Genomic DNA, 20,817 nt, shown 5'->3' with positions numbered 1-20,817 from the left:
AAAAAATTAAATATAAAAATCGATTTTGCTCTTAAAAATTTTTAACCTCGAACAGGGTCAACCCATTTGCCTGTGCGCGCCTACAAATTTGACTCCGCATTTTATATATGATGTTGATTGGTAAGACCTACCTGACTAACCAACCCGGGATACCCGGATAGCAACGGTGTTGGGTGCAACATACGAATGATGGCGCAATAGTTTGATCATGGTACGAAAAAAAGCTGAGCTTAATGAAGGCGAAGATGCCGGCGATTCACGCTATCGTGCCCCGGCGCTTGAAAAGGGCCTCGACATTATCGAGCTTCTCGCATCCGCGCCCCGTCCCATGGTCCCGAAGCAGATTTCCGAGCGGCTGAACAGATCGGTCAGCGAGTTGTTTCGCATGCTTCAGGTGCTGGAAACCCGCGGTTATGTGGCAATCGCCGAGAATCAGGGCGGCTATGAGCTTACCAACAAACTCTTTTCTCTCGGACTGACGCGGGGCATCAGCAAGAATTTGCTGGATAATGCCGTGCCGGAAATGAGAAACCTTGCCGATAGCCTCCAACAAGCCTGCCACATCGTCGTCGCATCGGAAGATCAGATTGTCGTCGTCGGCCAAATGGACGCCCCGGCTATCCCAAGTTTTCACATCCGCGTGGGCTTTCGCCAGAAAATCGTCGAAGCGGCTTCCGGTGCGGTCCTGTATGCGTTCCAGAGACCAAAGGTTCGCGACGCCTGGCGTGCGGCACTGCAGCCGACTGTATCGGAGCAAGAATGGGAGGATTTCGAGGACCAGGCTTACCGCGCCCGGGCCAAGGGACATCTTGTTGCCAAGAGCCTGTATGCCGATAGCATCACAGATATTTCCTGCCCGGTATTCAGCGATCGCGGCTTGATCGCCGCCCTGACTCTCACCTACATCAAGAGCAAGCTCAGCGTCAGTCTCGAGGAATGTGTGGCATCCGTGTGCGAAACCGCGGCCAACCTGTCAAAGGCCCTGGGCGCACCCGACCTGTTAGTGGACGCCAAGGAGCTTCGGTGAAACGCGCAAGATAAAGCAAAACACCGAACTCCATGCCTCATTTCGTCCCAAGAACACCAGGTCGCCACCGTGCGCCAGGGCGATCTGGCGGGCCAGATTCAGCCCTGTTCCCGTGCCGCTGGCCTTGGTTGTCACGAAGGCATGGAATATTTGTTCGGCCAGACTATCCGCCACGCCGCAACCATTGTCCGAGATGGATATTCTCACCTCATCGCGATCATGCGTCACCGAAAGTCGAATACGCCCGGGGCCGGGCAAGGCCGTGGTGGCTTCGGCCGCGTTGGTCAAGACATTGAGAAGCGCTTGGGTGAGCAAGGTTTCGTCCAGATCGAGCGACGGAATGTTGGCCGGTAGATCGAGCGCTATTGAGACGCCCTTCGCCGCAACGCTCAGCTCGAATACGTGGACTATGTCTCGCAGCAGGGGCCCAAGCTCGACCGAACGAAATACCGGGTCGGGCAATCTCGCCATGGACCGATAGGCCTCGACAAAATGCGCTAGCCCGCTCGCCCTTTGCGACAACACGTCCAAGGCCTGCCGGGCTGAGAGCGAGGCGGGCGAGGTTTCGCCCTCGAGATAAGCGCGCGCCGTTTCGGCCAACGAAGCCACGGGCGTCAGGGAATTCATGATTTCATGACTAAGGACCCGCAAAAGATCCTTCAAGGCCGTGGCCTCGGCCATGCGAACCTCGGACTGGATGTCCGTCAGGCTGACGAGACGTATCGCCTCCTCCTCGCTCCGGATCTCGCTGATACCCACCGCGTAGGTTCGGCCGAATACGGATAGCGACCCTGGCGCGCCGGGATCCGATCGTACGACCGCATCGAGCAGGGTTTGTGGTGGATCCGCGATGAGCCCATCGGTACGGAACAGGCTGCGTGCCGCGCGATTGATCGCCATCATGCCTTGCGCAGGGCTGAATCTGAGAAGCGGCATCGGCACCTGATCGACCAGGACAGAGAGAGATTCGGTTCTGCTGGTATTGTGTTGTTCCACCACCGCCGGATCTTGCAAAACCTTTGGCTGAAGGCGCAGCAGAAAAGCCAGACACGATATCAGAATCAAGCAGCCGAATGTCAGGTTGGCCCAAAGCCGATTGTAAAGGGCATCCGTGACAAGAGCCGAAGCCGCCATCAACATTATCGATGTGACAAGGACTCGCAGCTGAGTTTTAAAGACCATGACGGGCCATGCGGCGGTAGAGGGTTTGACGCGTTAATCCGAGCTCAATCGCCGCCTTGGAAACATTGAAATTATGACGACCGAGGGCTTGTTGGATGATGTACTTTTCCGTGCGTTCCAGATCCAGCGCCCGGTCGGTGGAATCGCGCGCGTCAGTCTTCGGCAGATCCAGGTCCGCGGCGGTCACCGCAAAGCCCTCGGCGACGACGACCGCCCTTTCGATCGCTCTGCGCAGGGCATGCAGATTGTCGCTCCACGTCGCTCCCCTTAACGCAGCGATCGCGTCCGGCGTCAGGCTGCGCATATTGAAGCCCTGCCGCAGCGCAAAAACGCGCGCAAAATGGTTGGCCAGGAGCTCAATGTCGTTCCCCCTGTCCCGCAGCGGCGGGATCGTCATTTCGAGCGTACTCAAGGCATAAAGAAGGGATCTCTGGAGGCCGATATCCGGATGGCTCCGGCAGGTGGTTGCGACAACACGCGTGTTGCGTCCACTCGCCGTCTGAAGCCACGCCGTTACGGCCGCCGTAAGACCGGGATCCAGCCTGTCAATATCCTCGAGCACAACGGTCGTATCGGCTATATCGGCCAAGTCCGACATGGCCAGGTTGGCGGCGTCGACGATCAGCAATTTCGAACGACCGGACTGGCGGTGCAGGGCCTGAGCGACAAGACTTTTCCCCGTTCCGTTTTCGCCGTTGACAAGGACCCCAGCCGTCAGTCGGGCATACTTCTCGATCAATTCCTTGATGCGCAAAACCGCGTCGCACTCGCCTACGATCAGACCTCCGTCGACGTGAGCCACGGCCTCAGCCGGCTGGGTTTGCGCACCGGCATTTCGCCGCTCCGTCAGCGCCTCGTCGATGACGTCTAGTAACCGTTCGTTGCTCCAGGGTTTCATAATAAAATTCTTGGCTCCGCCCCTTAACGCCTGAACCGCGACGGTGAGACCGCTGTGGCCGGTTACGACGAGGACCACCGCGTTCGGATCATGGCGGAGAATTTCGCGGAGGCAGGTCAGCCCCTCTTCTCCCGACATCTGCGCACGGGAAAAATTAAGGTCGAGCAAGATGGCGTCCGCGGCCTCGACCGCCAAGAGACTGTAGGCTTCAGTCGGGTTCGAAGCCGCACGGAACTCATAGCCGGCCTTGCACAGTAGCAGCTCGGCGGCTTTCAAGACCCCAGGGTCGTCGTCGATGAAAAGGATTTTGCGCGCTGGCATGTACGAATTCGGACAGTTTGGACAATCACCGCTCAGAAGTGCCTGTGAAAGGTAAAAAAGTCAAATGATTTTCGCAGGTTAGGTTGTGAGCCGGACTGAGATAGAATGTCCGGTATAAACACGGAAGGGCGCCATGACAAACCATAATCAACTGAAGCACAGCTCACACCTCTCCCCTGCCGGCAGCCCACACTCCAATATCGTTCAGAACGCCAAAGCGGGACCCAAAGCTGGATCACGCGCCCTTATCGCTGGGTTGGACATTCTCGAGTTCCTGGCCAAATGTCCCACGCCACCGAGCCAATCCGCCATTTCCGCGGCCCTGAATATACCGCTGACGACGGTGTTCCGGTCATTGGCGGTCCTCGAAGACCGGGGCTATGTCGCTCGAACAGGAGACCAGGGATTATACGAACGTACGGGAAAGCTCTGTGAGCTTCAGTCCACGGCCCCATCTCATCAGCGCCTGCTGACCCTTGCCAAACCTGTCATGCATTCCCTTTGCGCTGATATCTCACAGTCGTGCAACCTGACGGTCCCGTCTCTGCCGGACATGTTGGTCGCCGCACAACAGGAGTCGCCGGGACCTTGCGGTATCAATGTTCCGCTGGGCTTCCGGTTCGATATTCCGGCGTCCGCGCCGGGCCTGGCGTTCGCCGCCTTCACAAAAAATTCCGACCCTGCCCGCTGGCCTGCCGAGATTTCGTCCATAATCGATGCCCACGAGTGGTCGACCTTGAAGACAGCTATCCACAGGGCGGCCGAAGCCGGCTTTGCGCAGGTTGAAAATCCCTATCTGCCGGAAGTCATCGATCTGTCCTGCCCGATTTTCGAGAAGGGTCAGTTCGTAGCCGCCTTAACCGTGCCCTATATTAAAACCGCCAGCAGCACTAACCTGACTTGGTGTCTGGCGGCTTTACAGCAGGCCGCCGAGGCGTTGAATGAATCGCTGCATGGCGATGCCCTGGTCGCCTGACCCAGCCATCCCCGTGAAATCCTTCATTCTTAACCTTGCGGCCAAGGCGCCGCGGCGTGCCCCCGGCATTGAAGTTCGTATAGCGGTCGCAATCATGCGATTGAAAACTCCATTGGGCCTGGCCCAACACCCAAATTGGCTCTTGATGTGCTAAATCAACTCGACAATGTCTGTTTTTCACAGCCAATCGGAGTGCATAGCACCGTCATGCCGTTGATCAATCTGAACAAGGTGCAATTTAATTATGAAACTTCGGAACGTCGCGTGGAAGCTCTGCGCGATGTTTCGCTTGATATCGAGCCTGGTGAATTTGTCGCCATCTGCGGCCCTTCCGGATGCGGTAAGTCGACCCTCCTCAATATTATGGGAACCCTCGATCGACCGACATCCGGACACTATGTCTATGACGGGCAGGACCTGGCGACTCGGACTCCTGGACAACTGGCCGAACTCCGGGCGCGCGATATCGGCTTCGTATTCCAAAGTTTCAACCTGATCGACAGCCTCAGCGTCTACGACAATATAGAACTCGCCCTTCTCTATCGCCACGAAAACAGCAAGAATCTTCGCAGCCGGGTCATGGAAGCGATGGACCGCGTCGGCATCGCCCATAGAGCCAATCATTTGCCCCGGCAGCTTTCCGGCGGCCAGCAACAGCGCTGCGCCATCGCCCGCGCCATTGTCGGTCGCCCCTCGGTCATCCTGGCGGACGAACCCACCGGCAATCTCGATTCTGAGAATGCCGCGCAGATATTCGGCATTTTGAAAGCCCTGCATCAGGAAGGCAGTACGCTCGTCGTCGTCACCCATTCACCGGGCCAGGCCGATCAGGCGGAACGCGTCGTGGAAATGCTGGACGGCCGTATTCAGTTCTCGCGACGTCGGCTGGCATGAGACTGCGCACCCCCATTCTCCTGCACATCGGTCGATCTCTCTTGCGTTTTTGGGGGGTAGGCCTGCTCAATGTCGCAGGTCTCAGCATCGGCTTTGCCGCCGCCATCATTATTGCCCTCTACGTCAAGGACGAGCTCGAGTTCGACCATTTCATTCCGGACACCGACAAGGTCATGCTTCTGGGCTCGGTCTATAGTCCGCTGAACAGCGCGGTGGTCAGCAGCGACAAATCCCCGGCGGGCATGGCCGGCTGGCTACATGCCGATGCACCGGCGGTCGAAGCCATCGCGCGCATCCATCCCGTCGAATGGTCGGTACGATCGCCGCGTTTTCAGTCGCTCGAATATTTCTATTGGGCCGACTCCAACCTTTTCGACCTCCTGCGCGTAAAGGCCGTTGCCGGCGACCTCAGGACCGCTCTGCAAAAGCCGTATACCATGGTCCTGACCCGCAAGATGGCGCTGCGCTATTTCGGCCGCGACGACGTGGTTGGCCAAACCCTGTTTATTAACGGCAATTCTCCGGTAACGGTAACCGCTGTCCTTGCCGACTTTCCTGGCAATAGCAGCCTGAATCGAGAATTTTTCGTCTCAGCTGCCTCCGATTACAGTATGCTGTTTGTGCTGGACACCAATCCCGACTGGCAGTGGTCGTCATGCTATACCTTCGTACGCTTAAAACCCGGCGCGCATTTAGCGCCTGACGAGGTCCGGCGCATTGCCGCGCGGCATTGGCACAATAACTTCAATTTGCCGGTAAAATTTCGCCTCACCCCGCTTACCGAACTGCACTTTCAGCCGGAAGCCGACAGCCAGATTGCGGCTCGCGGTCACCTGGATACGGTCACCGCGATGGTTGCCGTCGCCGGGCTCATTCTCTTTCTGGCCGCCGTCAATTTTGCCGGTCTGATGACGGCGCAAATTGATGAGCGCAACAGCGAAATGGCGATTCGCCGAAGCCTGGGTGCCCGACGGCATCACCTGTTCCTTCAGGTGCTTTTCGAGGCCATTGCCATGACAATCCTGGCGACCCTTACCGGCTTGACCCTGGTGGAAAGGCTTTTGCCGGCGATCAATCCGCTTCTGGGACTGAGATTGTCCTTGTGGGCGGCGCCCGGATTCGTTGCCTGTTGCGCCGCCGGCGCCGTTCTGGCCGGAACTGCAGGCGGCCTTTACCCGGCCCTCGTCCTGTCTTCCGTTCCTGCCGGCCAGGTGCGAGGTGGCGGCGAACCATCCGGCCGGTCCTATCTCAGTCGGGTAGGATGGATCACCGTGCAGTTTTCGCTATTGATCATGCTTCTGGTCTCGTCACAAATCGTCTACCGGCAATGGGTATTTGCCAGCGGCGCAGCGCTCAATTTCGATGCCACGCGCGTCCTGCAGATCGAGGTCTTCTCCCAGGGCGGACTCGATGAAACCTTTCGGCGACAAATCCTGGCTTTGGACGGCGTGCAGGACGCGGCATTTTCGCGCTTCATTCCGGAAGAAAGGGATATACGCCCCGCCTGGTCCTCCTCCCCAACCGGCCAGCGCGTGCAGTTTAACCGGCAATCCATCGACACGAATTTCTTTCGCATGTTTGGTGTGCGCTTGCTTGCCGGACGGAACTTTTCAGCGACGTACAACGCCAATAATTCACCGGCCGAGATCATCCTGAGCCGATCCGCGGCAGAGGCCCTGGGTTACCACCGTCCCGCGGACGCCGTGGGCCATGTCCTGGATTATGAGGGCGACCACGCACGTCTGCGATCAAAAATCATCGGCGTGGCCGACGATATGCGCATCGATACGGTGCGCGAGTCCTTGCAACCTATCCTCTTCGACAACCAAGCCTTCTTCTTCACCCGGCTCAACGTCAAACTCAAACCAGGCAAAGAAGCCGCCACGCTGGTGGCCATCGATAATCTCTGGAAGCGGACCTACCCCATCGCCAACCCAATCAACCGGCATTTCTACTCCAAGTACCTCGGCGAACTTTATCACGACATGATCCAGCAATGGTGGGCTTTCGGGTTGCTGTCGGTAGTCGGCGTCGTTCTTTCGGTGTTGGGCCTGACGGGACTGTCCATCTATCTCGCGCGCACACGATCGCGGGAAATCGCTATCCGCAATGCGTTGGGTGCGCGCCGCTGGGACCTTTTCCGCCTGCAGTTGGAGCCGTTCGTAAAGCCGCTCATTCTCGCGAATCTGGCCGCGGGCCTTATGTCCTGGCTTCTTATGTCGTGGTGGCTGAACTCGTTCAAAGCCCACGTCGACATCAATCCGGCCTCGTTCCTGAGCGCCGGTGCCGTAACCGTGCTCGTCGCCCTCATCACGCTGACCGCGCATAATTTCCTGACATCGCCCGCACGCTCCAGTCAGTCCTTGCGCACCAACTAATCCCCTTCCCATGGAGAATTGAAACTTGTCCCTGCTCCGACGCAGCCTTATTTGCACGACCGCATTGGTCGCGTTCTGCTTTTCGACCTCGGTTCCGGCCGTGGAACCCGCTCCCATCCAAGGCGCCTGGCTCGAATCGTCCCTCAGCCCCGAGGCGCGCGCCGATGCCACCGTGGCGGCGATGACCCAGGCCGAAAAACTCCAACTCGTCTTCGGCTATTATTCCAGCGAAAACACCTGGATGTCCTTTGGAACCAAACGTTTCGAAGCCCCCAAGGAAGGCCTGCCCGCGTCCGCCGGTTATGTCCCGGGCATTCCGCGTCTCGGCATTCCGGCACAATGGGAGACCGACGCGGGCGTCGGCGTGGCAACCCAAAGCTCGCCGACCCCGCGTCTGAGAACCGCCTTGCCTTCCGGCATTGCCATCGCCGCCACTTGGAGGCCCGACTTAGCCTTCAAGGGGGGCGCCATGATCGGCAATGAAGCCCGCAATTCAGGCTTCAACGTGCAGCTCGCCGGCGGCATGAACCTGACACGGGAGCCCAGAAACGGCCGCAACTTCGAATATAGCGGCGAAGATCCACTGCTTGCCGGCACGATAACCGGCAACGCGATCAAGGGTATTCAGTCCGAACACATTATCTCGACGATGAAGCATTTCGCCTTCAATAACCAGGAGACCAACCGAAACCATATCGACGTCAAGATCGGCGAGCAAGCGGCGCGTCAGTCCGATCTTCTCGCCTTCCAGATTGCCTATGAGATCGGCGATCCGGGTTCGGTCATGTGCGCCTATAATCGCGTCAATGGCGCCTATGCCTGCGAAAACGACTGGCTGCTCAATCAGGTCCTGAAAAAAGACTGGGGCTTCAAAGGCTATGTTATGTCGGATTGGGGCGGAACCCATTCGACGGTCGCCGCGGCCGAAACCGGTCTCGACCAGGAATCGGGCTGGGGCTTCGATCGCTCCCCCTATTTCCACGCCGCCCTCGATGAGGCGGTCAATAACGGCCACGTCAGCCATGAGCGTCTCGACGATATGGCGCGACGCGTCCTGTGGGCCATGTTCGCCGACGGCGTCGTCGACCATCCCGTTCAGGGCGACCAATCGAACACCATCGACTTCGCAGCCCATGCCGGCGTCACGCAGGCCGCGGCCGAGGAGAGTCTCGTCCTGCTAAAAAATGACGGCCTCTTGCCTCTGGCAGCGACGGCAAAAAAAGTCGTCGTTATCGGTGGCCATGCCGACTTAGGCGTTATCTCCGGCGGCGGTTCGTCCCAGGTCTCCGCCAAGGGCTATCAGTCGTTCGTGGAACCGTTGGGCACGGCGACCTACTATGCCTCATCGCCGCTCGAAGCCCTTAAGTCGCGCACCAAGGCCACCTTCGTCTATGTCGACGGCAAGGATGCGGACGCGGCTGCCAAAGCAGCCCGGGGCGCGGACGTCGTCATCGTCTTCGCCACCCAATGGACGGCCGAAGGGCTTGACACACCCGACCTTAACCTTCCGGGAAACCAAGACGCGCTCATCGCGGCTGTCGCGAAGGCCAACAAACGGACCGTCGTTGTTCTGGAAACAGGCGGGCCCGTTGTGATGCCGTGGCTCGATCGGGTGGGCGCCGTGGTTGAAGCCTGGTATCCGGGAACGTCCGGCGGGGAAGCCATTGCCCGTGTCCTGACGGGAAACATCAATCCGTCCGGCCGCCTGCCGGTGACCTTCCCGGCCGCCGTCGCTCAGCTACCGCGGCCCAAGATTGATGGCGATCGCAAGCTGGATGAGCTTCCCGATCCCCACCCGCACACCGACTACGATATTGAAGGCGCCGCTGTCGGCTATAAATGGTTCGACAAGAAGGGACTTCATCCGCTCTTCCCGTTCGGCTACGGCCTGAGCTACTCGACCTTCTCGACCTCCGGCCTGTCCGCGGCCGCCGAGGGCAAGGGGGTAAGAACTTCCGTCACGGTCACCAATACCAGCAAGGTTCCCGGCAGCACGGTCGTTCAGGTCTATGTCGCGCCCGGCGCGGACGCGGGATGGGAAGCGCCCAAACGGCTCGGCGCATTCGCCAAGGTCGAGCTGGCTCCCGGTGAAAGCAAAACCGTCTCCCTCAATGTGGATCCGCGCCTCCTGGCTACATTCGATACAACGAGCCGAACCTGGACGGTCAAGGCCGGCACCTACACGGTCACGGCCAATGCCTCCGCAACCCAGGTCATGGCCACCGCGACGGTACAGCTACCGCAACAGACCCTCGACGTGCGCGGGCAGTAGCGTATCGCGCGCGGGTTCGCCGTTTTGCGCCCTGTATCGACGGTCATGGAGACTTACAGTTGGTAGTCCACGGCCGACATCACCTCTTGCTTAACCAACGGCCGGTGCATGCAATATCCGCCAACAACTGAGCCTGCCCAGGCCCGGTTACTGGCGGATCACGGCGATTATTGTCCGCCTTCTTCGACGATCGCCAGGTCCCACGGCGCGAGCGTAAGCTTGCCGCCTGCAGCGACCTTTTGGCCGCTCAGGAGATCGCTCCCTGCCTTATGGCCATAGGCGAAACTGACTTCGCTGCCCGAATAGTTGAAATAGTAGCGGAGCTGGCGATTGAAGCCGTTGACGCCGGTCTGAGTATGGACGGCGGACGGCAGTTGCTGATCCGGCCCTGTCATGCCGAGGTCAGTGAGATAGGAGCGCAACACCGCCGTCTGCAGTTTGTCGGAAAGATAGGTGCCTTCATAAATCACCTTGCCGGCGCCGTAGGTGTTGGTCGTAATGGCAGGCCAGCGGCCGAAGAAGGGATGGTCGTACCAGGCAAGCGCCTTGGCTGTATCGAGCTCAAGGAATTCGGCCCAGTACTGCGCCTTATTGTCTCCACCGGCATGGTAGGGATCGTCTTTCAGCGCCAGAGGCTGAGAAAGATTGGAGAACTCCTGGTAATGGAAGCCTAACGCATCACGCAACGGTCCCGGCGCCAGGGTCCAGCGCACCGCTGTGTTCTCGTTGGTGAAGCCGCTCTTGAAGGTCATCAGCACATGGCCGCCCTTCTTCACATAATCGGAGATGCGTTGCAGCAACGCATCGTCGGCGACGTAGAGGGCGGGCACGATCAAGAGCTTGTACGACGAGAAGTCTTCCGTTTCCGGGAAAACAAAATCCGCACCCGTGTTCAGGTCGTACAGCGAACGGTGGATCTGCCGGACCAGCGAGTTGTAATCGGCCTTGCCGCCACTACCGCCCCACTGGCTGTCCTTGGCGAACGGCATGTCGTTGATGGCGTTGAGCGAATCCCGGCTCCACAGGATAGCGACGTCGTTGTGAATCTTGAGGTTGACGAGCTTGGGGCCGATCTTTTGCAGTTCGTGCGCCGTCCGGGTCATTTCGGCATAGGCGCGGTTGGGCTCCATGTCGTGTGACAAAACGCCCTTCCAATAGGTTTCCTGGTTGGCCGGGATGGAGGCCCAGTGCCAGTATTCGACCATATTGGCGCCGTTGGAAATGTGGGTATAGACATCTTCACGGAACTGGCCGTCATAGGGCGGATACTGGAAGGAAGAGCTCCAATCCGTCGTCTGGGCATTGGTCTCGGTGACCAGGAAGTTGCCGCCTTTCAGCGATCGCGTGAAGTCGGCCTGGGCAGCCTGGTCGGCGCCGTTATATTGATCCTGGGTGCCCCAGTGGTAGATGTTGACCGCGGGGATGTCGAGCGAGCGGGCGACGTCTTCCTCATTGACGTCTGCATGCATGGCGCCGGCGAAGTCGGTCGTCACGAACTGGCGCGGCGAAGCGCATTCCCGCACCAGCTCCGACTGCCAGTGCAGGAAGTCGGTCACCCGCATCTGACTCCAGCGCGACCATTCCAGCTTGTAACCCGTGCTTTGAGCGCCGTCGCGCGTCGGCAGGTCCTCCCAGGTATGGATATTTTGCCCCCAATAGTTCAGGAACCAGGCCTTGCTGAGGTTTTCGGGCGTGCCGAATTTCTTTTCGAGATGGTGCTGGAAGCCGATAAAGACATCGTCATTGGCCGCGCCGTAGCTGCCGGTCTCGTTGTCGATCTGCCAGCCGATGACGTTGGGATTGTCCTTATAGTGGGCGGCAATGCGACGGATCAGCCGCTCGGCATAAAAGCGATAGGCCGGCGAGTCGGTGTCCATGTTCTGACGCATGCCGTAGGTATTGGGCTGGCTGTTCAACCGGCGAGCCAGAATCTCGGGGTGCTGCTTCGCCATCCATGCCGGAACGGAATAGGTCGGCGTCCCCATGACGACCTTGATGCCGGCCTTGCCCATGGCGTCGACCACGCGGTCCATCCAGGCATAGTCGAAATGGCCGTCTTCCGGTTCCCACAGGCTCCAGGTCGATTCACCGAGGCGCACGACGTTGAAGCCCGCGGCCTTCATCATCGCCACGTCCTTGTCCAGCCGCTCATAGGGCATGTATTCGTGGTAATAGGCCGCGCCATAGAGGATGGTCGGAAACTCGACGGGCGCAGATTGAGCTTGAGCCTTCGGCGTTTCGGCAACCGAAGGCAGGGCCAAGGCCAGGACAACCCCGGTCGCTAAACCGGCCAGCCACGCCCGCAGGGCAAAACTGTCATGGCGCGCCTTGCCGTTCGGCCTATCCATCGTCCGCATTACGCTTTCCTCCCACGTCATATATAAAATTTTATTTCACTTATGATTATAACGATTACATTCCGCCTTGGCAATAGTCGGACAAAAGAAGGCTGGCCGTTTCAATAAAGGTCCCGCCGCTAGGTTACGTCAAGCGTGCCACTAATGTCGATCTCGGCAACCTTGCACACGGCGTCCGGCGAAACGGTTATAGTCAGCCGCAGGCGTCTTCCGGTCGCCGCCGATGTCGCGAACTCGACCTGTTCGGTCGTTCTCTTGACAGTACCGAGCGCCTGCCATGTGCCATCGGCGCCTTGGGCTTCGGCGCTGACGTCGCATTCCCCGGCCCCGGAAAAGACGATCTTCAGGCGCCGATAGATCAGGACGCGCTCAGGGTCGATGACGATCCACGGACGCAAATCATCGCCGGCGGGCATCCAATAGGTGTCGGTGTTTCCATCATTGGCGAGAGAGGCCGCATGATCGGGAGCATTCGAACTGGCGTTGGTCGGGTTGTGGAGACCGAACGCCTCGTCCTCGCCGGCACCGGCCGGATGATAGGCGACATAAGGCCGCTCCGCCGCCAATGGCGTCACGCCGTCAACGAATCGTGGCCCATCAACCGTCTTTATCGTCAATACGCCGTCGCGCAAACCCGGCGAGGTGGCGCGAATCCGTGTCTCCCCGGCCTGCCAACTGCGCATGGCTATCGCCGCCTGACCGTCGCGAACGGGAATGTCGCCCCCAGGCGTGAAATCGATACTGCGCCCGGTCGGCAATTCGCCCGGCCCCGCTTCAAGACTGAGATGAACAGGCACATTGTTGCTGAGCGGTTTTCCGGCTGCGTCCACGACGGTCGCGACAAGCTGTACATCATCGGTACCGTCGGCATGGCGTATGACCGGCGCGCTGGAGGTCAAGCGGATGGCGGCGGGCTGACCGGCTTGCGGCCACGCCGGCGGAGCGATGCCGCGGTAGGCGTTGCGGTACCAGTACCATTGGCGTTTGGGCAGGCGCGAATAGTCGAGCATGCCCATGGAGCCGAACTTGCGGCCGGCAATGGAACCATGATCGAATCCGGCCCAGATCACCTCGCCCGACCGCCACGGCAGGCGCCACGATCCGGACACGCCGTCCTTTGCCCCCGGCGTCCTTTCGAGATCGCCCCAACCGGGGGCGTAGTCTCCGGGCCGATCGACCATGGCCGAACCATATTCGGCGACGAAGTTGGCGATGCCGGGATCGGGAAACAGGAACGCGCCGTCGCCATTATAGCCGGCTATGTCGCCAATATGGTCGATGTCGCCTCGTTGCGCACCGTCCACGGCCGCCGGCCGCGTCGGATCGAGCCGATGCGTCAACGCCACTTCTTCAGCCAGCAGCCGCCGCACCTGCGGCATGGTATCCTCGGTCGTAAAGAAGACCTCGTTGTCCATGCCCCAAACGACGATCGAGGGGTGATTGCGGTTGATGCGGATCATTTCCGCCAGCTGTTGCTTCACGCTGTCATCAAAGGCGGCCTGCTGGGCGGGATCGGCAGGATAGGCTGGCGCGCCCCAGGGATTCTTGAAACCCGCCGTCCCCCAAAACGGCGCTTCCGACACAAACATCATGCCGGCGCGATCGGTGGCCTCGGCGAAATGCGGATCGTGCGGATAATGTGAACCACGTATGAAATCGAAGCCCGCGTCCTTTATCAAGTCGACGTCGCGATCGATGGCGGCATTCGTCACCGCGTCGCCCCAGCCCGCCTGATCCTGATGGACATTGGCGCCACGAAAATAACGGTGCTGGCCGTTGAGGAAGAAGCCCCTGTCCGCCGTCCACGCGATCGTGCGAAAGCCAAATTCCGTTTCGAAGCGGTCGCGGACGATGCCTGCCACCACAAGCGACGTGACGGCACGATATAGATTGGGTGCTTCAGGGCTCCATAGCCGCAGGCCCGACAGCGAACCCGACTCCTGCGCCAGGCTAAGCGTTTGTCCAGGCGCCACCGCAACCGTCGCGTCTGGCAATCGCGTGACAACAGCGCCATGGCTGTCGACAATGCGCGTTTGAGCGGTCACCCGGGCGACCGCCGCGCCGTCGTTGCGCACCTCGGTTTCAGCCTTGACCCGTCCCGACCGGCCGGACAGGCCGGGCGTCGTTACGGTGGTTCCGGTCCATGGGACGTGGACATCGTCGGTCGTAACCAGCCATACATCGCGATAGAGGCCGCCGCTGAATATATGTTCTCCCGCCCGGGGCGCGAGCGTCGGATCCCAAATATTGTCGACACGAACGGCAATAAGGTTTTGCCCGGGATGGAGGGCGGCGGTCAGATCGACCGGAAAACCCGTGTAACCGCCACGGTGCCGTCCGACCTTCGTGCCGTTAACATAGACATCCGCCGTCTGGAACGCGCCTTCGAACTCCAGGGAAAAGCGGCGCCCGGTGGGAACCGCCGTCAGTGTCAGTGCCTTGCGGTACCATCCATAGCCGACATAGACTTCAGGGGCCTGGAAATAGGGCGTACTGAAGCTATGCGGCAGGCCGACGGATTGCCACCGGCCGTCGTCGAAATCGGCCTTTTCCGCCCCCGCCACATCTCCGAGTTGGAAACGCCAATCAGCGTTGAAATTCACCCGTAGCCGCCCCGAGGCCACGGTCGCGGCTTCGGCAGACCTGGTGGCCGTTGCCAGGAAACCGCTTGAGGCGGCTGCCAAGGCGACGATGGCCGCAAGCATGATGCGGCGAAAACAGTGCGAAACCATCGTCCACCCTCCCTTTGTCGAGTACCGGAGCCCTGTGCGTGACCGGCAGGATTACCGCTTCGGAGTCAATACGATGACGCCGCCGCCCGCTGCCGTCATGACCAGCGAGACATGCCCCGTGGCCGTCACTTCCGTGACACTTTCGCTGACGTCGTTCGGCGTCGCGCCATCGGCCCACTGTTGCGCGACATAGGTGCCCTTGCCCAGGAATGACAGCGGCAGGTCGACGGTCCGGCCCTGTTCGTTTGTCATGGCGCCGACATACCAGACATCCCCTTTGCGCCGCGCCACGGCAACATAGGTTTCGGGCGTCCCACTGATAAAGCGGGTCTCGTCCCAGGCCGTCGGAACCATCTTAACGAAGTCGAAGCCAGGCGCATCGACATAGACGCTTGGGTCGTCGGAAACCATCTGCAAGGGACTGTCATAAACGACGTACATGGCCAGGGCCTGGCCGCGCGTCGACTGGGTCATGGGCATGATTTCGCGCTCGACATAGGTGTCGGGCGTGGCGTTGTGAAAACCGCCCGGCGTATAATCCATCGGCCCCAGCAGCATGCGCGTATAGGCCAGCCGGACATTGTGTGCCGGTGTTACGCGTTTACTGAACTTGTTCCACTCGGCGCCAAGTACACCTTCCTGGGTGATATAGTTCGGATAGGTGCGCTGAAGTCCGGCCGGCGGATAGGCGCCGTGCATGTCGAGCAACATATGCCGCTTCGCCGTACCCTGCGCTAGATCGCGGTAAAAATTCACCATGACCTGATCGTCGCTTTCCATAAAGTCGACCTTGATCCCCTTGATGCCCCAGTGCTGGTAGGTGTCGAGGACTTGATCCATGCGCGGGTTGACGTGGCTCCAATGGGCCCACAGGATCAGGCCGACATGCCGATCCGCGGCATATTGCACCAGAGCCGGCATATCGATGGCCGGATCGGCGCGCGTGATGTCGGTATTGGGATCGGGATTGCAGCACGGCGTGGCGCCATAGGCCCAGCCCGCGTCGATCAGGAAATACGGGAAACCGGAGGCGGCCGCAAAATCGATAAACCGCTCATAGCGTTCCATGCTGGGCTTTTCGCCGGCGGTCGGTCCCGACCACCAATCCCACGCCACCTTGCCGGGCTTGACCCACGAAAAGTCGCCCTCGGCCTGTGGCGAGAGATTGCCGACCAGTTCGGACGGAATCAAATCACCGGCGCGATCGCCCATCATAATGACGCGCCAGGCGCTGGAAAGACCATCAGGGGACTGGACCGCAACGCCCGGATTTCCGCGCAGCGAGCTCAGGCGAACGTGAAATCCACTGGGAACTGGCTCAAGGCCGCTGCCGGCATAGCCGACCAAATTGGATTGTGTAATGGCAAAATGCGTCCGCCCGCTCGCCGAGGCGCACACGGCCGGTAAGTCATAGAGCTTGGAAGCGTCAAGCTGGGAGATTTTCAAGTCGGACCAGGTCATTTCATGGGCCCCGGTATATTCACTGACTTCGCAGGCCGCGTCGTTCGGGAACACGAAACCGGTCGCCTCCCCCTTGACGGTGTAGGCCGCGCCATCGGGGAGACTGTACCGAAAGGCGACTCCGTCATTATAGGCCCTCGCCTCGACGGACATTTCGCGATGGAGGCCCGTCGTTTCGCGATAGGTCATGGTGGCGCTGTTATAGGCATCGACGGCTGCATCCGCCTTGGTGGCGACAAGCGGAATCTTGTTCCGCCGACTGTCCTTGTGAACCTCCACGGCGGACAAGACCCCGTACGGGTCAGCCTGGGCAAGCACCAGGCCGAGAGGCGACGATGCAACAATCTCCTCACCCTTGCGGCTGACCGAATAGTGCGCGCCGTCATCGGACAACTTGAATTCCACCGACTTGTCCGGCGACGTGATGGTGAGAGCGGAAGCCGCCATGGCTAAGATTGGGAGCATCGGTTGGATCGTCCTTGTATAGGTTGAAGCTTGTAGATGGCTTTCTTGATGTCGCTGACAGATCAGTCACACGACTACGATAGCAAGTTTCGCATATAAAAGTAATTTCGTCTCAGGCGACGATCATTCGCATCCCAGTTCCCACCGGATAGGGGACGCTCCCGGCTCTGCTTTCCGCACAAGACGTTTTTGCATTTGTACCCACATGGCTTCGGAAACACGATGGATGATCCGGTTTCTGACCGGCGCATTCGCCACGTCCAGGCCTCGCAACCTCATGATGCCGAGGGCGACCTCTCTCGATGTCATGGGATCCTGCGCTTCAGCCAATATGTCCATGACCAGGCTGGGAATGCTTCTTTCGGAAGCATTTACGGGCACCTTGGGAGGTTCATCCCGATCCATCCCCGCGCTCTTGATCCGGATTGCAGAATCCATTCGGCGGATATCGAGCGCCAACTGTTCGAAACGGCGGCGCTTGTGATTTATATCGTCGGCAATATCGGACAATTTTTCTACGAGCGCATAAAGCTCTCTCAAATCGTCGCCTTGATCCACACCTGCTTTGTCCAAGATTCCATGCTCTATGCTCGCTACCAAAGTAGCGCTAATAAAACTGATTTTCAAATGACATTTTTTGCTTTGTTGCGATGACGTGAAAAATGTCGCGTGAGCGGTCATGTCATCCGCGCCTCACGGCCTGTTCCCGCGCATGCGGTCTCGACAAAGGTTCGGTGCGTCGGCATAGCCAGAGCCGTCTTGTTCACGACCTCCCGCACATGCCGGACAAAATCGACCGCCTCTGCCGCCGGCAAATTGGCCAACAGCGGGTCGTAACCGCGCGGCGACAGGCCCTGCCCCAACATCACGGACAGCCAGCTGTTGAGCGTAAACAGGTCGTCTTCCCGCCTGAAAACCCGCCCGCGAACCTGAAACAAGTCCATCTTCGCGCGCAAACTGTCGGGGACGGCCATATCGCGACAATGCCGCCAGAAGGCGCTGTCGTCGCGACGCGTGGCCTTGTAATGCAGGATAATGAAATCGCGCACCTGCTCATATTCCAGGACGGTCAGGCGATTATATTCAGCGATCTCCACCGGATCTATGTCCTCTCCCGGAAACAGGGCCAGCAGTTTGGCGATGCCGGTCTGAATCAGATGGATGCTGGTCGATTCCAGGGGCTCGAGAAAGCCGGCCGACAAACCGATCGCCACGCAGTTTTTTACCCAGAACGCCTCGCGTCGCCCCGTGGTAAAGCGCAGCGGTTTTGGATCGGCGAGCGGCCCGCCTTCGAGGCCTGCCATGAGACGGGCGACGGCGTCGTCCTCGCTCATGAACTCAGAACAGTAGACATGGCCGTTGCCGGTCCGGTGCTGCAAGGGAATGCGCCAGCGCCAACCGGCACTGTCGGCCGTCGAACGCGTATAGGGCGTTGCCAAATCGACATGTGCCGTCGGCACCGCTACCGCACGGTCGCAAGGGAGAAAGGCCCGCCAATCCAGATAGGGCGTTTCCAACGTCTCCCCTATCAGCAGGCCGCGGAAGCCCGAACAATCGATAAACAGGTCGCCCTTAACCGCACCGCCGCTCACCAGCCGGACGGAGTCGATAAATCCATCCTCACCGCGCAAGGTGACGTCGTCGATACGCCCTTCCACCCTGACGACACCGCGTGCCTCGGCATAACGACGCAGATATTGCGCATACAAACCGGCATCAAAATGAAAGGCATAACGCAGGCTGGACAGCACCGAACCGGCCGCTCCCGCTGGACGGCTGAACCGCCCCAAACGCGCCGCGACAGCACTCAGATTGTGCTCTTCGAACGTGCCGATATCCTCTTGGCTGGCCCCCGACAGCTTCGCTCTGAGCCAGAACTGATGGTAGTTGACACCGTTCCTGTCGGCGCCCGAAGCGCCGAAGGGATGAATATAGCGAGCCCCGATCCGGTCCCAGTTACGAAACTCTATGCCAAGCTTAAAGGTGGCGCCGGTCGCGCGCATGAAGTCGTCTTCATCGATGCCCAGCATGGCATTGAAGGTGCGCAAGGTCGGAATGGTGGCCTCACCGACGCCCACCGTGCCGATCTCGTCCGACTCGATGAGACATATACTGACGCCGCCCGGCTCGATCAGGCGCGCCAGGGCCGCCGCGGCCATCCAGCCCGCCGTGCCGCCACCGACAATGACGACCTGCCTTACCGGGCGGCCGGAACCGGCTTGTCCACTCATGACGGCGCCCTGACCGGCTTGGCGAAGCCTTGCTTCATGATCTGGTCGATGAGCTGCCGATTGGTCGGCATGACACGCAGGGCATAATCACCCTGACGGCGGATGTCCTCGAATTCCGCCCTGGCCTCCGCGTAATATTTAAAGACGCCGGCCTTGGGGCTGAGATCGGTCTTGAAGCCCATGCCGTAAAGCACATACTGCCAGCTGACATCGGGGAAAATGTCGACATTCGGATCGATATCGATCGGTTCCGGCGGACGAAAGCGCCAGCGCTGTAATTGCTCGCGCAAGGAGTCGGGGATGGAGGCGGCATCGACATTGTCCTGCCAGAACTGGCTGTCGCGCCGTTCGCTGATACAATAGTGCAGCTTGATGAAATCCAGCGCCCGCTCGTAACGGCGGCGGGTTATGTCATTGAATTGACGCGCCGGTGTTTCAAAATCCCCGCCCCACGGAAACAGATTAGCCAGCATGACAGCGGCGACTTCGGCAAAGATAATGCCCGTCGCTTCCAGCGGCTCGAAAAAGCCGCTCGACAGACCAATGGCAACGCAGTTCTTGTGCCAGTTGATCTCGCGATAGCCGGCATTGAACTTGAATTTACGCGCGGTCAGATCCTTCGCCGCCGGCCCGATATAGCTGCGCAACACCTCTTCGGCCCGGTCGTCGCTGGTATGGGCCGAAGAAAAGACATGGCCAATGCCGCGGCGGTGATGCAGGCCTATATCCCACGTCCAGCCGGCTTCGTGGGCCGTTGAAACCGTATAGGAGGGAATGGCCGCGTCCGGACGATCGTACGGCACCTGCATGGCCAGGGCGCTGTCGCAGAACAACACATCGCGGCAGGATTTGTAGGGGACCGCCATCGCCTTGCCGATCAGCTCGGCGCGAAAGCCGGTGCAGTCGATATAGAGGTCGGCTGTGAGCACGCCATGCTCTTTCGTTCTCAAGCCGCTGATATAGCCGCGATCGTCCAGCATCACCTCGTCGACCGTACCCGTCAGTGCCTTGACCCCGCCGGCGACACCATAGCGTTTGAGAAAGACAGCGAGTTTGGCGGCGTCGAAATGGTAGGCGTAGTTGAGAGGGCCGGAAAAATCGCTGTCTTCGAGGCGTTTGGGAGCAAGAGAGGCGTCCGACACGCGCTTTTGCACGGTATTCACTTCGTCCCAATTGATAGTCGGACCGGCGCCGCCGAGTATCCAATAGGGTAGAAGATCCAGTCCGCCCCGCGCTTGCGTCACGGCGAACGGATGCATGTAATGTGTCGCCTGCCCTGGCGTTTCGGTTCCCGGCGTGAACCGCCAGTGGGCGAATTTCGCACCTTGTTTCAGGGTCGCGTCGCATTCCCGAAGCAGGGCGGCTTCATCGACTCCGATGCGTTTCAAGGTCCGGCGGATCGTCGGAAAAGTGCCCTCACCTACGCCCAATATGCCGATGTCGCTGGACTCGATGAGCGTGACGGACACGCCGCCAGATGATTGCGCGGCAAGAGCCTGAGCGAGATAACCGGCGGTGATCCACCCCGCTGTCCCTCCGCCGACGATCAATACACGCTTTACCATCTTGTATATCCTGGCCTGTATTTTGGGGCCTGTATTTTCGGGCCTGTGTTTTCTGGAA

Annotated in this window: 13 protein-coding genes; 5 read left to right on the top strand and 8 right to left on the bottom strand. The window is 59.6% G+C overall.

From position 1 onward, the window contains the following. Positions 1-208: 208 nt before the first annotated feature. Positions 209-1,027 (top strand): IclR family transcriptional regulator, encoded by an 819-nt coding sequence (locus tag AC1DX3_RS16170; RefSeq protein WP_476990391.1) that lies wholly within the window; start codon positions 209-211, stop codon positions 1,025-1,027. Here AC1DX3_RS16170 and AC1DX3_RS16165 read toward each other — a convergent pair. Next, the gene (locus AC1DX3_RS16165) at positions 1,001-2,161 is read right to left on the bottom strand and encodes a sensor histidine kinase (RefSeq protein WP_476990347.1); all 1,161 of its coding nucleotides are present in this window, start codon (positions 2,159-2,161) and stop codon (positions 1,001-1,003) included. The genes AC1DX3_RS16170 and AC1DX3_RS16165 overlap by 27 nt on opposite strands. Before the next feature lie 37 nt (positions 2,162-2,198). Beyond that, positions 2,199-3,428 carry a sigma-54-dependent transcriptional regulator gene (locus tag AC1DX3_RS16160; protein WP_476990346.1) on the bottom strand — a complete coding sequence of 410 codons (1,230 nt, stop codon included), beginning with the start codon at positions 3,426-3,428 and terminating at the stop codon, positions 2,199-2,201. 133 nt (positions 3,429-3,561) lie between these two features. On the opposite strand from AC1DX3_RS16160, the gene AC1DX3_RS16155 reads away from it, so the two are divergent. The 4 genes from AC1DX3_RS16155 to AC1DX3_RS16140 all read left to right on the top strand — a co-directional run bounded on the left by AC1DX3_RS16155 (position 3,562) and on the right by AC1DX3_RS16140 (position 9,948). After that, complete coding sequence (locus AC1DX3_RS16155) at positions 3,562-4,404, top strand: IclR family transcriptional regulator (protein ID WP_476990345.1); 843 nt, start codon at positions 3,562-3,564, stop codon at positions 4,402-4,404. 207 nt (positions 4,405-4,611) lie between these two features. Beyond that, positions 4,612-5,298, top strand: a complete 687-nt coding sequence (locus tag AC1DX3_RS16150; RefSeq protein WP_476990390.1) for an ABC transporter ATP-binding protein — start codon at positions 4,612-4,614, stop codon at positions 5,296-5,298. Then, a complete protein-coding gene (locus AC1DX3_RS16145; protein WP_476990344.1) occupies positions 5,295-7,676 on the top strand; it encodes an ABC transporter permease in 2,382 nt (793 codons plus the stop codon). The genes AC1DX3_RS16150 and AC1DX3_RS16145 overlap by 4 nt, the downstream gene beginning before the upstream one ends. A 25-nt stretch (positions 7,677-7,701) precedes the next feature. Next, positions 7,702-9,948, top strand: coding sequence for a glycoside hydrolase family 3 C-terminal domain-containing protein (locus AC1DX3_RS16140; RefSeq protein WP_476990343.1), 2,247 nt, complete (start codon positions 7,702-7,704; stop codon positions 9,946-9,948). Between the two features lie 167 nt (positions 9,949-10,115). On the opposite strand, the gene AC1DX3_RS16135 is transcribed toward AC1DX3_RS16140, so the two are convergent. The 6 genes from AC1DX3_RS16135 to AC1DX3_RS16110 form a co-directional block, all read right to left on the bottom strand. Further along, on the bottom strand, positions 10,116-12,305 hold the full coding sequence (locus AC1DX3_RS16135; protein ID WP_476990342.1) for a beta-galactosidase: 2,190 nt from the start codon (positions 12,303-12,305) through the stop codon (positions 10,116-10,118). Positions 12,306-12,424: 119 nt separating this feature from the next. Continuing rightward, complete coding sequence (locus tag AC1DX3_RS16130) at positions 12,425-15,037, bottom strand: glycoside hydrolase family 2 protein (RefSeq protein WP_476990341.1); 2,613 nt, start codon at positions 15,035-15,037, stop codon at positions 12,425-12,427. 51 nt (positions 15,038-15,088) lie between these two features. Continuing rightward, a complete protein-coding gene (locus AC1DX3_RS16125) occupies positions 15,089-16,963 on the bottom strand; it encodes a glycoside hydrolase family 97 protein (protein ID WP_476990340.1) in 1,875 nt (624 codons plus the stop codon). 123 nt (positions 16,964-17,086) lie between these two features. After that, positions 17,087-17,644 carry a hypothetical protein gene (locus AC1DX3_RS16120; RefSeq protein WP_476990339.1) on the bottom strand — a complete coding sequence of 186 codons (558 nt, stop codon included), beginning with the start codon at positions 17,642-17,644 and terminating at the stop codon, positions 17,087-17,089. Beyond that, positions 17,641-19,194 (bottom strand): tryptophan halogenase family protein, encoded by a 1,554-nt coding sequence (locus tag AC1DX3_RS16115; RefSeq protein WP_476990338.1) that lies wholly within the window; start codon positions 19,192-19,194, stop codon positions 17,641-17,643. The genes AC1DX3_RS16120 and AC1DX3_RS16115 overlap by 4 nt, the downstream gene beginning before the upstream one ends. Next, complete coding sequence (locus AC1DX3_RS16110; protein ID WP_476990337.1) at positions 19,191-20,759, bottom strand: tryptophan halogenase family protein; 1,569 nt, start codon at positions 20,757-20,759, stop codon at positions 19,191-19,193. Before AC1DX3_RS16110 ends, AC1DX3_RS16115 begins: the two co-directional genes overlap by 4 nt. Positions 20,760-20,817 lie beyond the last annotated feature (58 nt).

It is taken from the genome of Asticcacaulis sp. P2_B1, from assembly GCF_056404915.1.
This window is presented reverse-complemented; position numbering and strand designations above follow the sequence as displayed.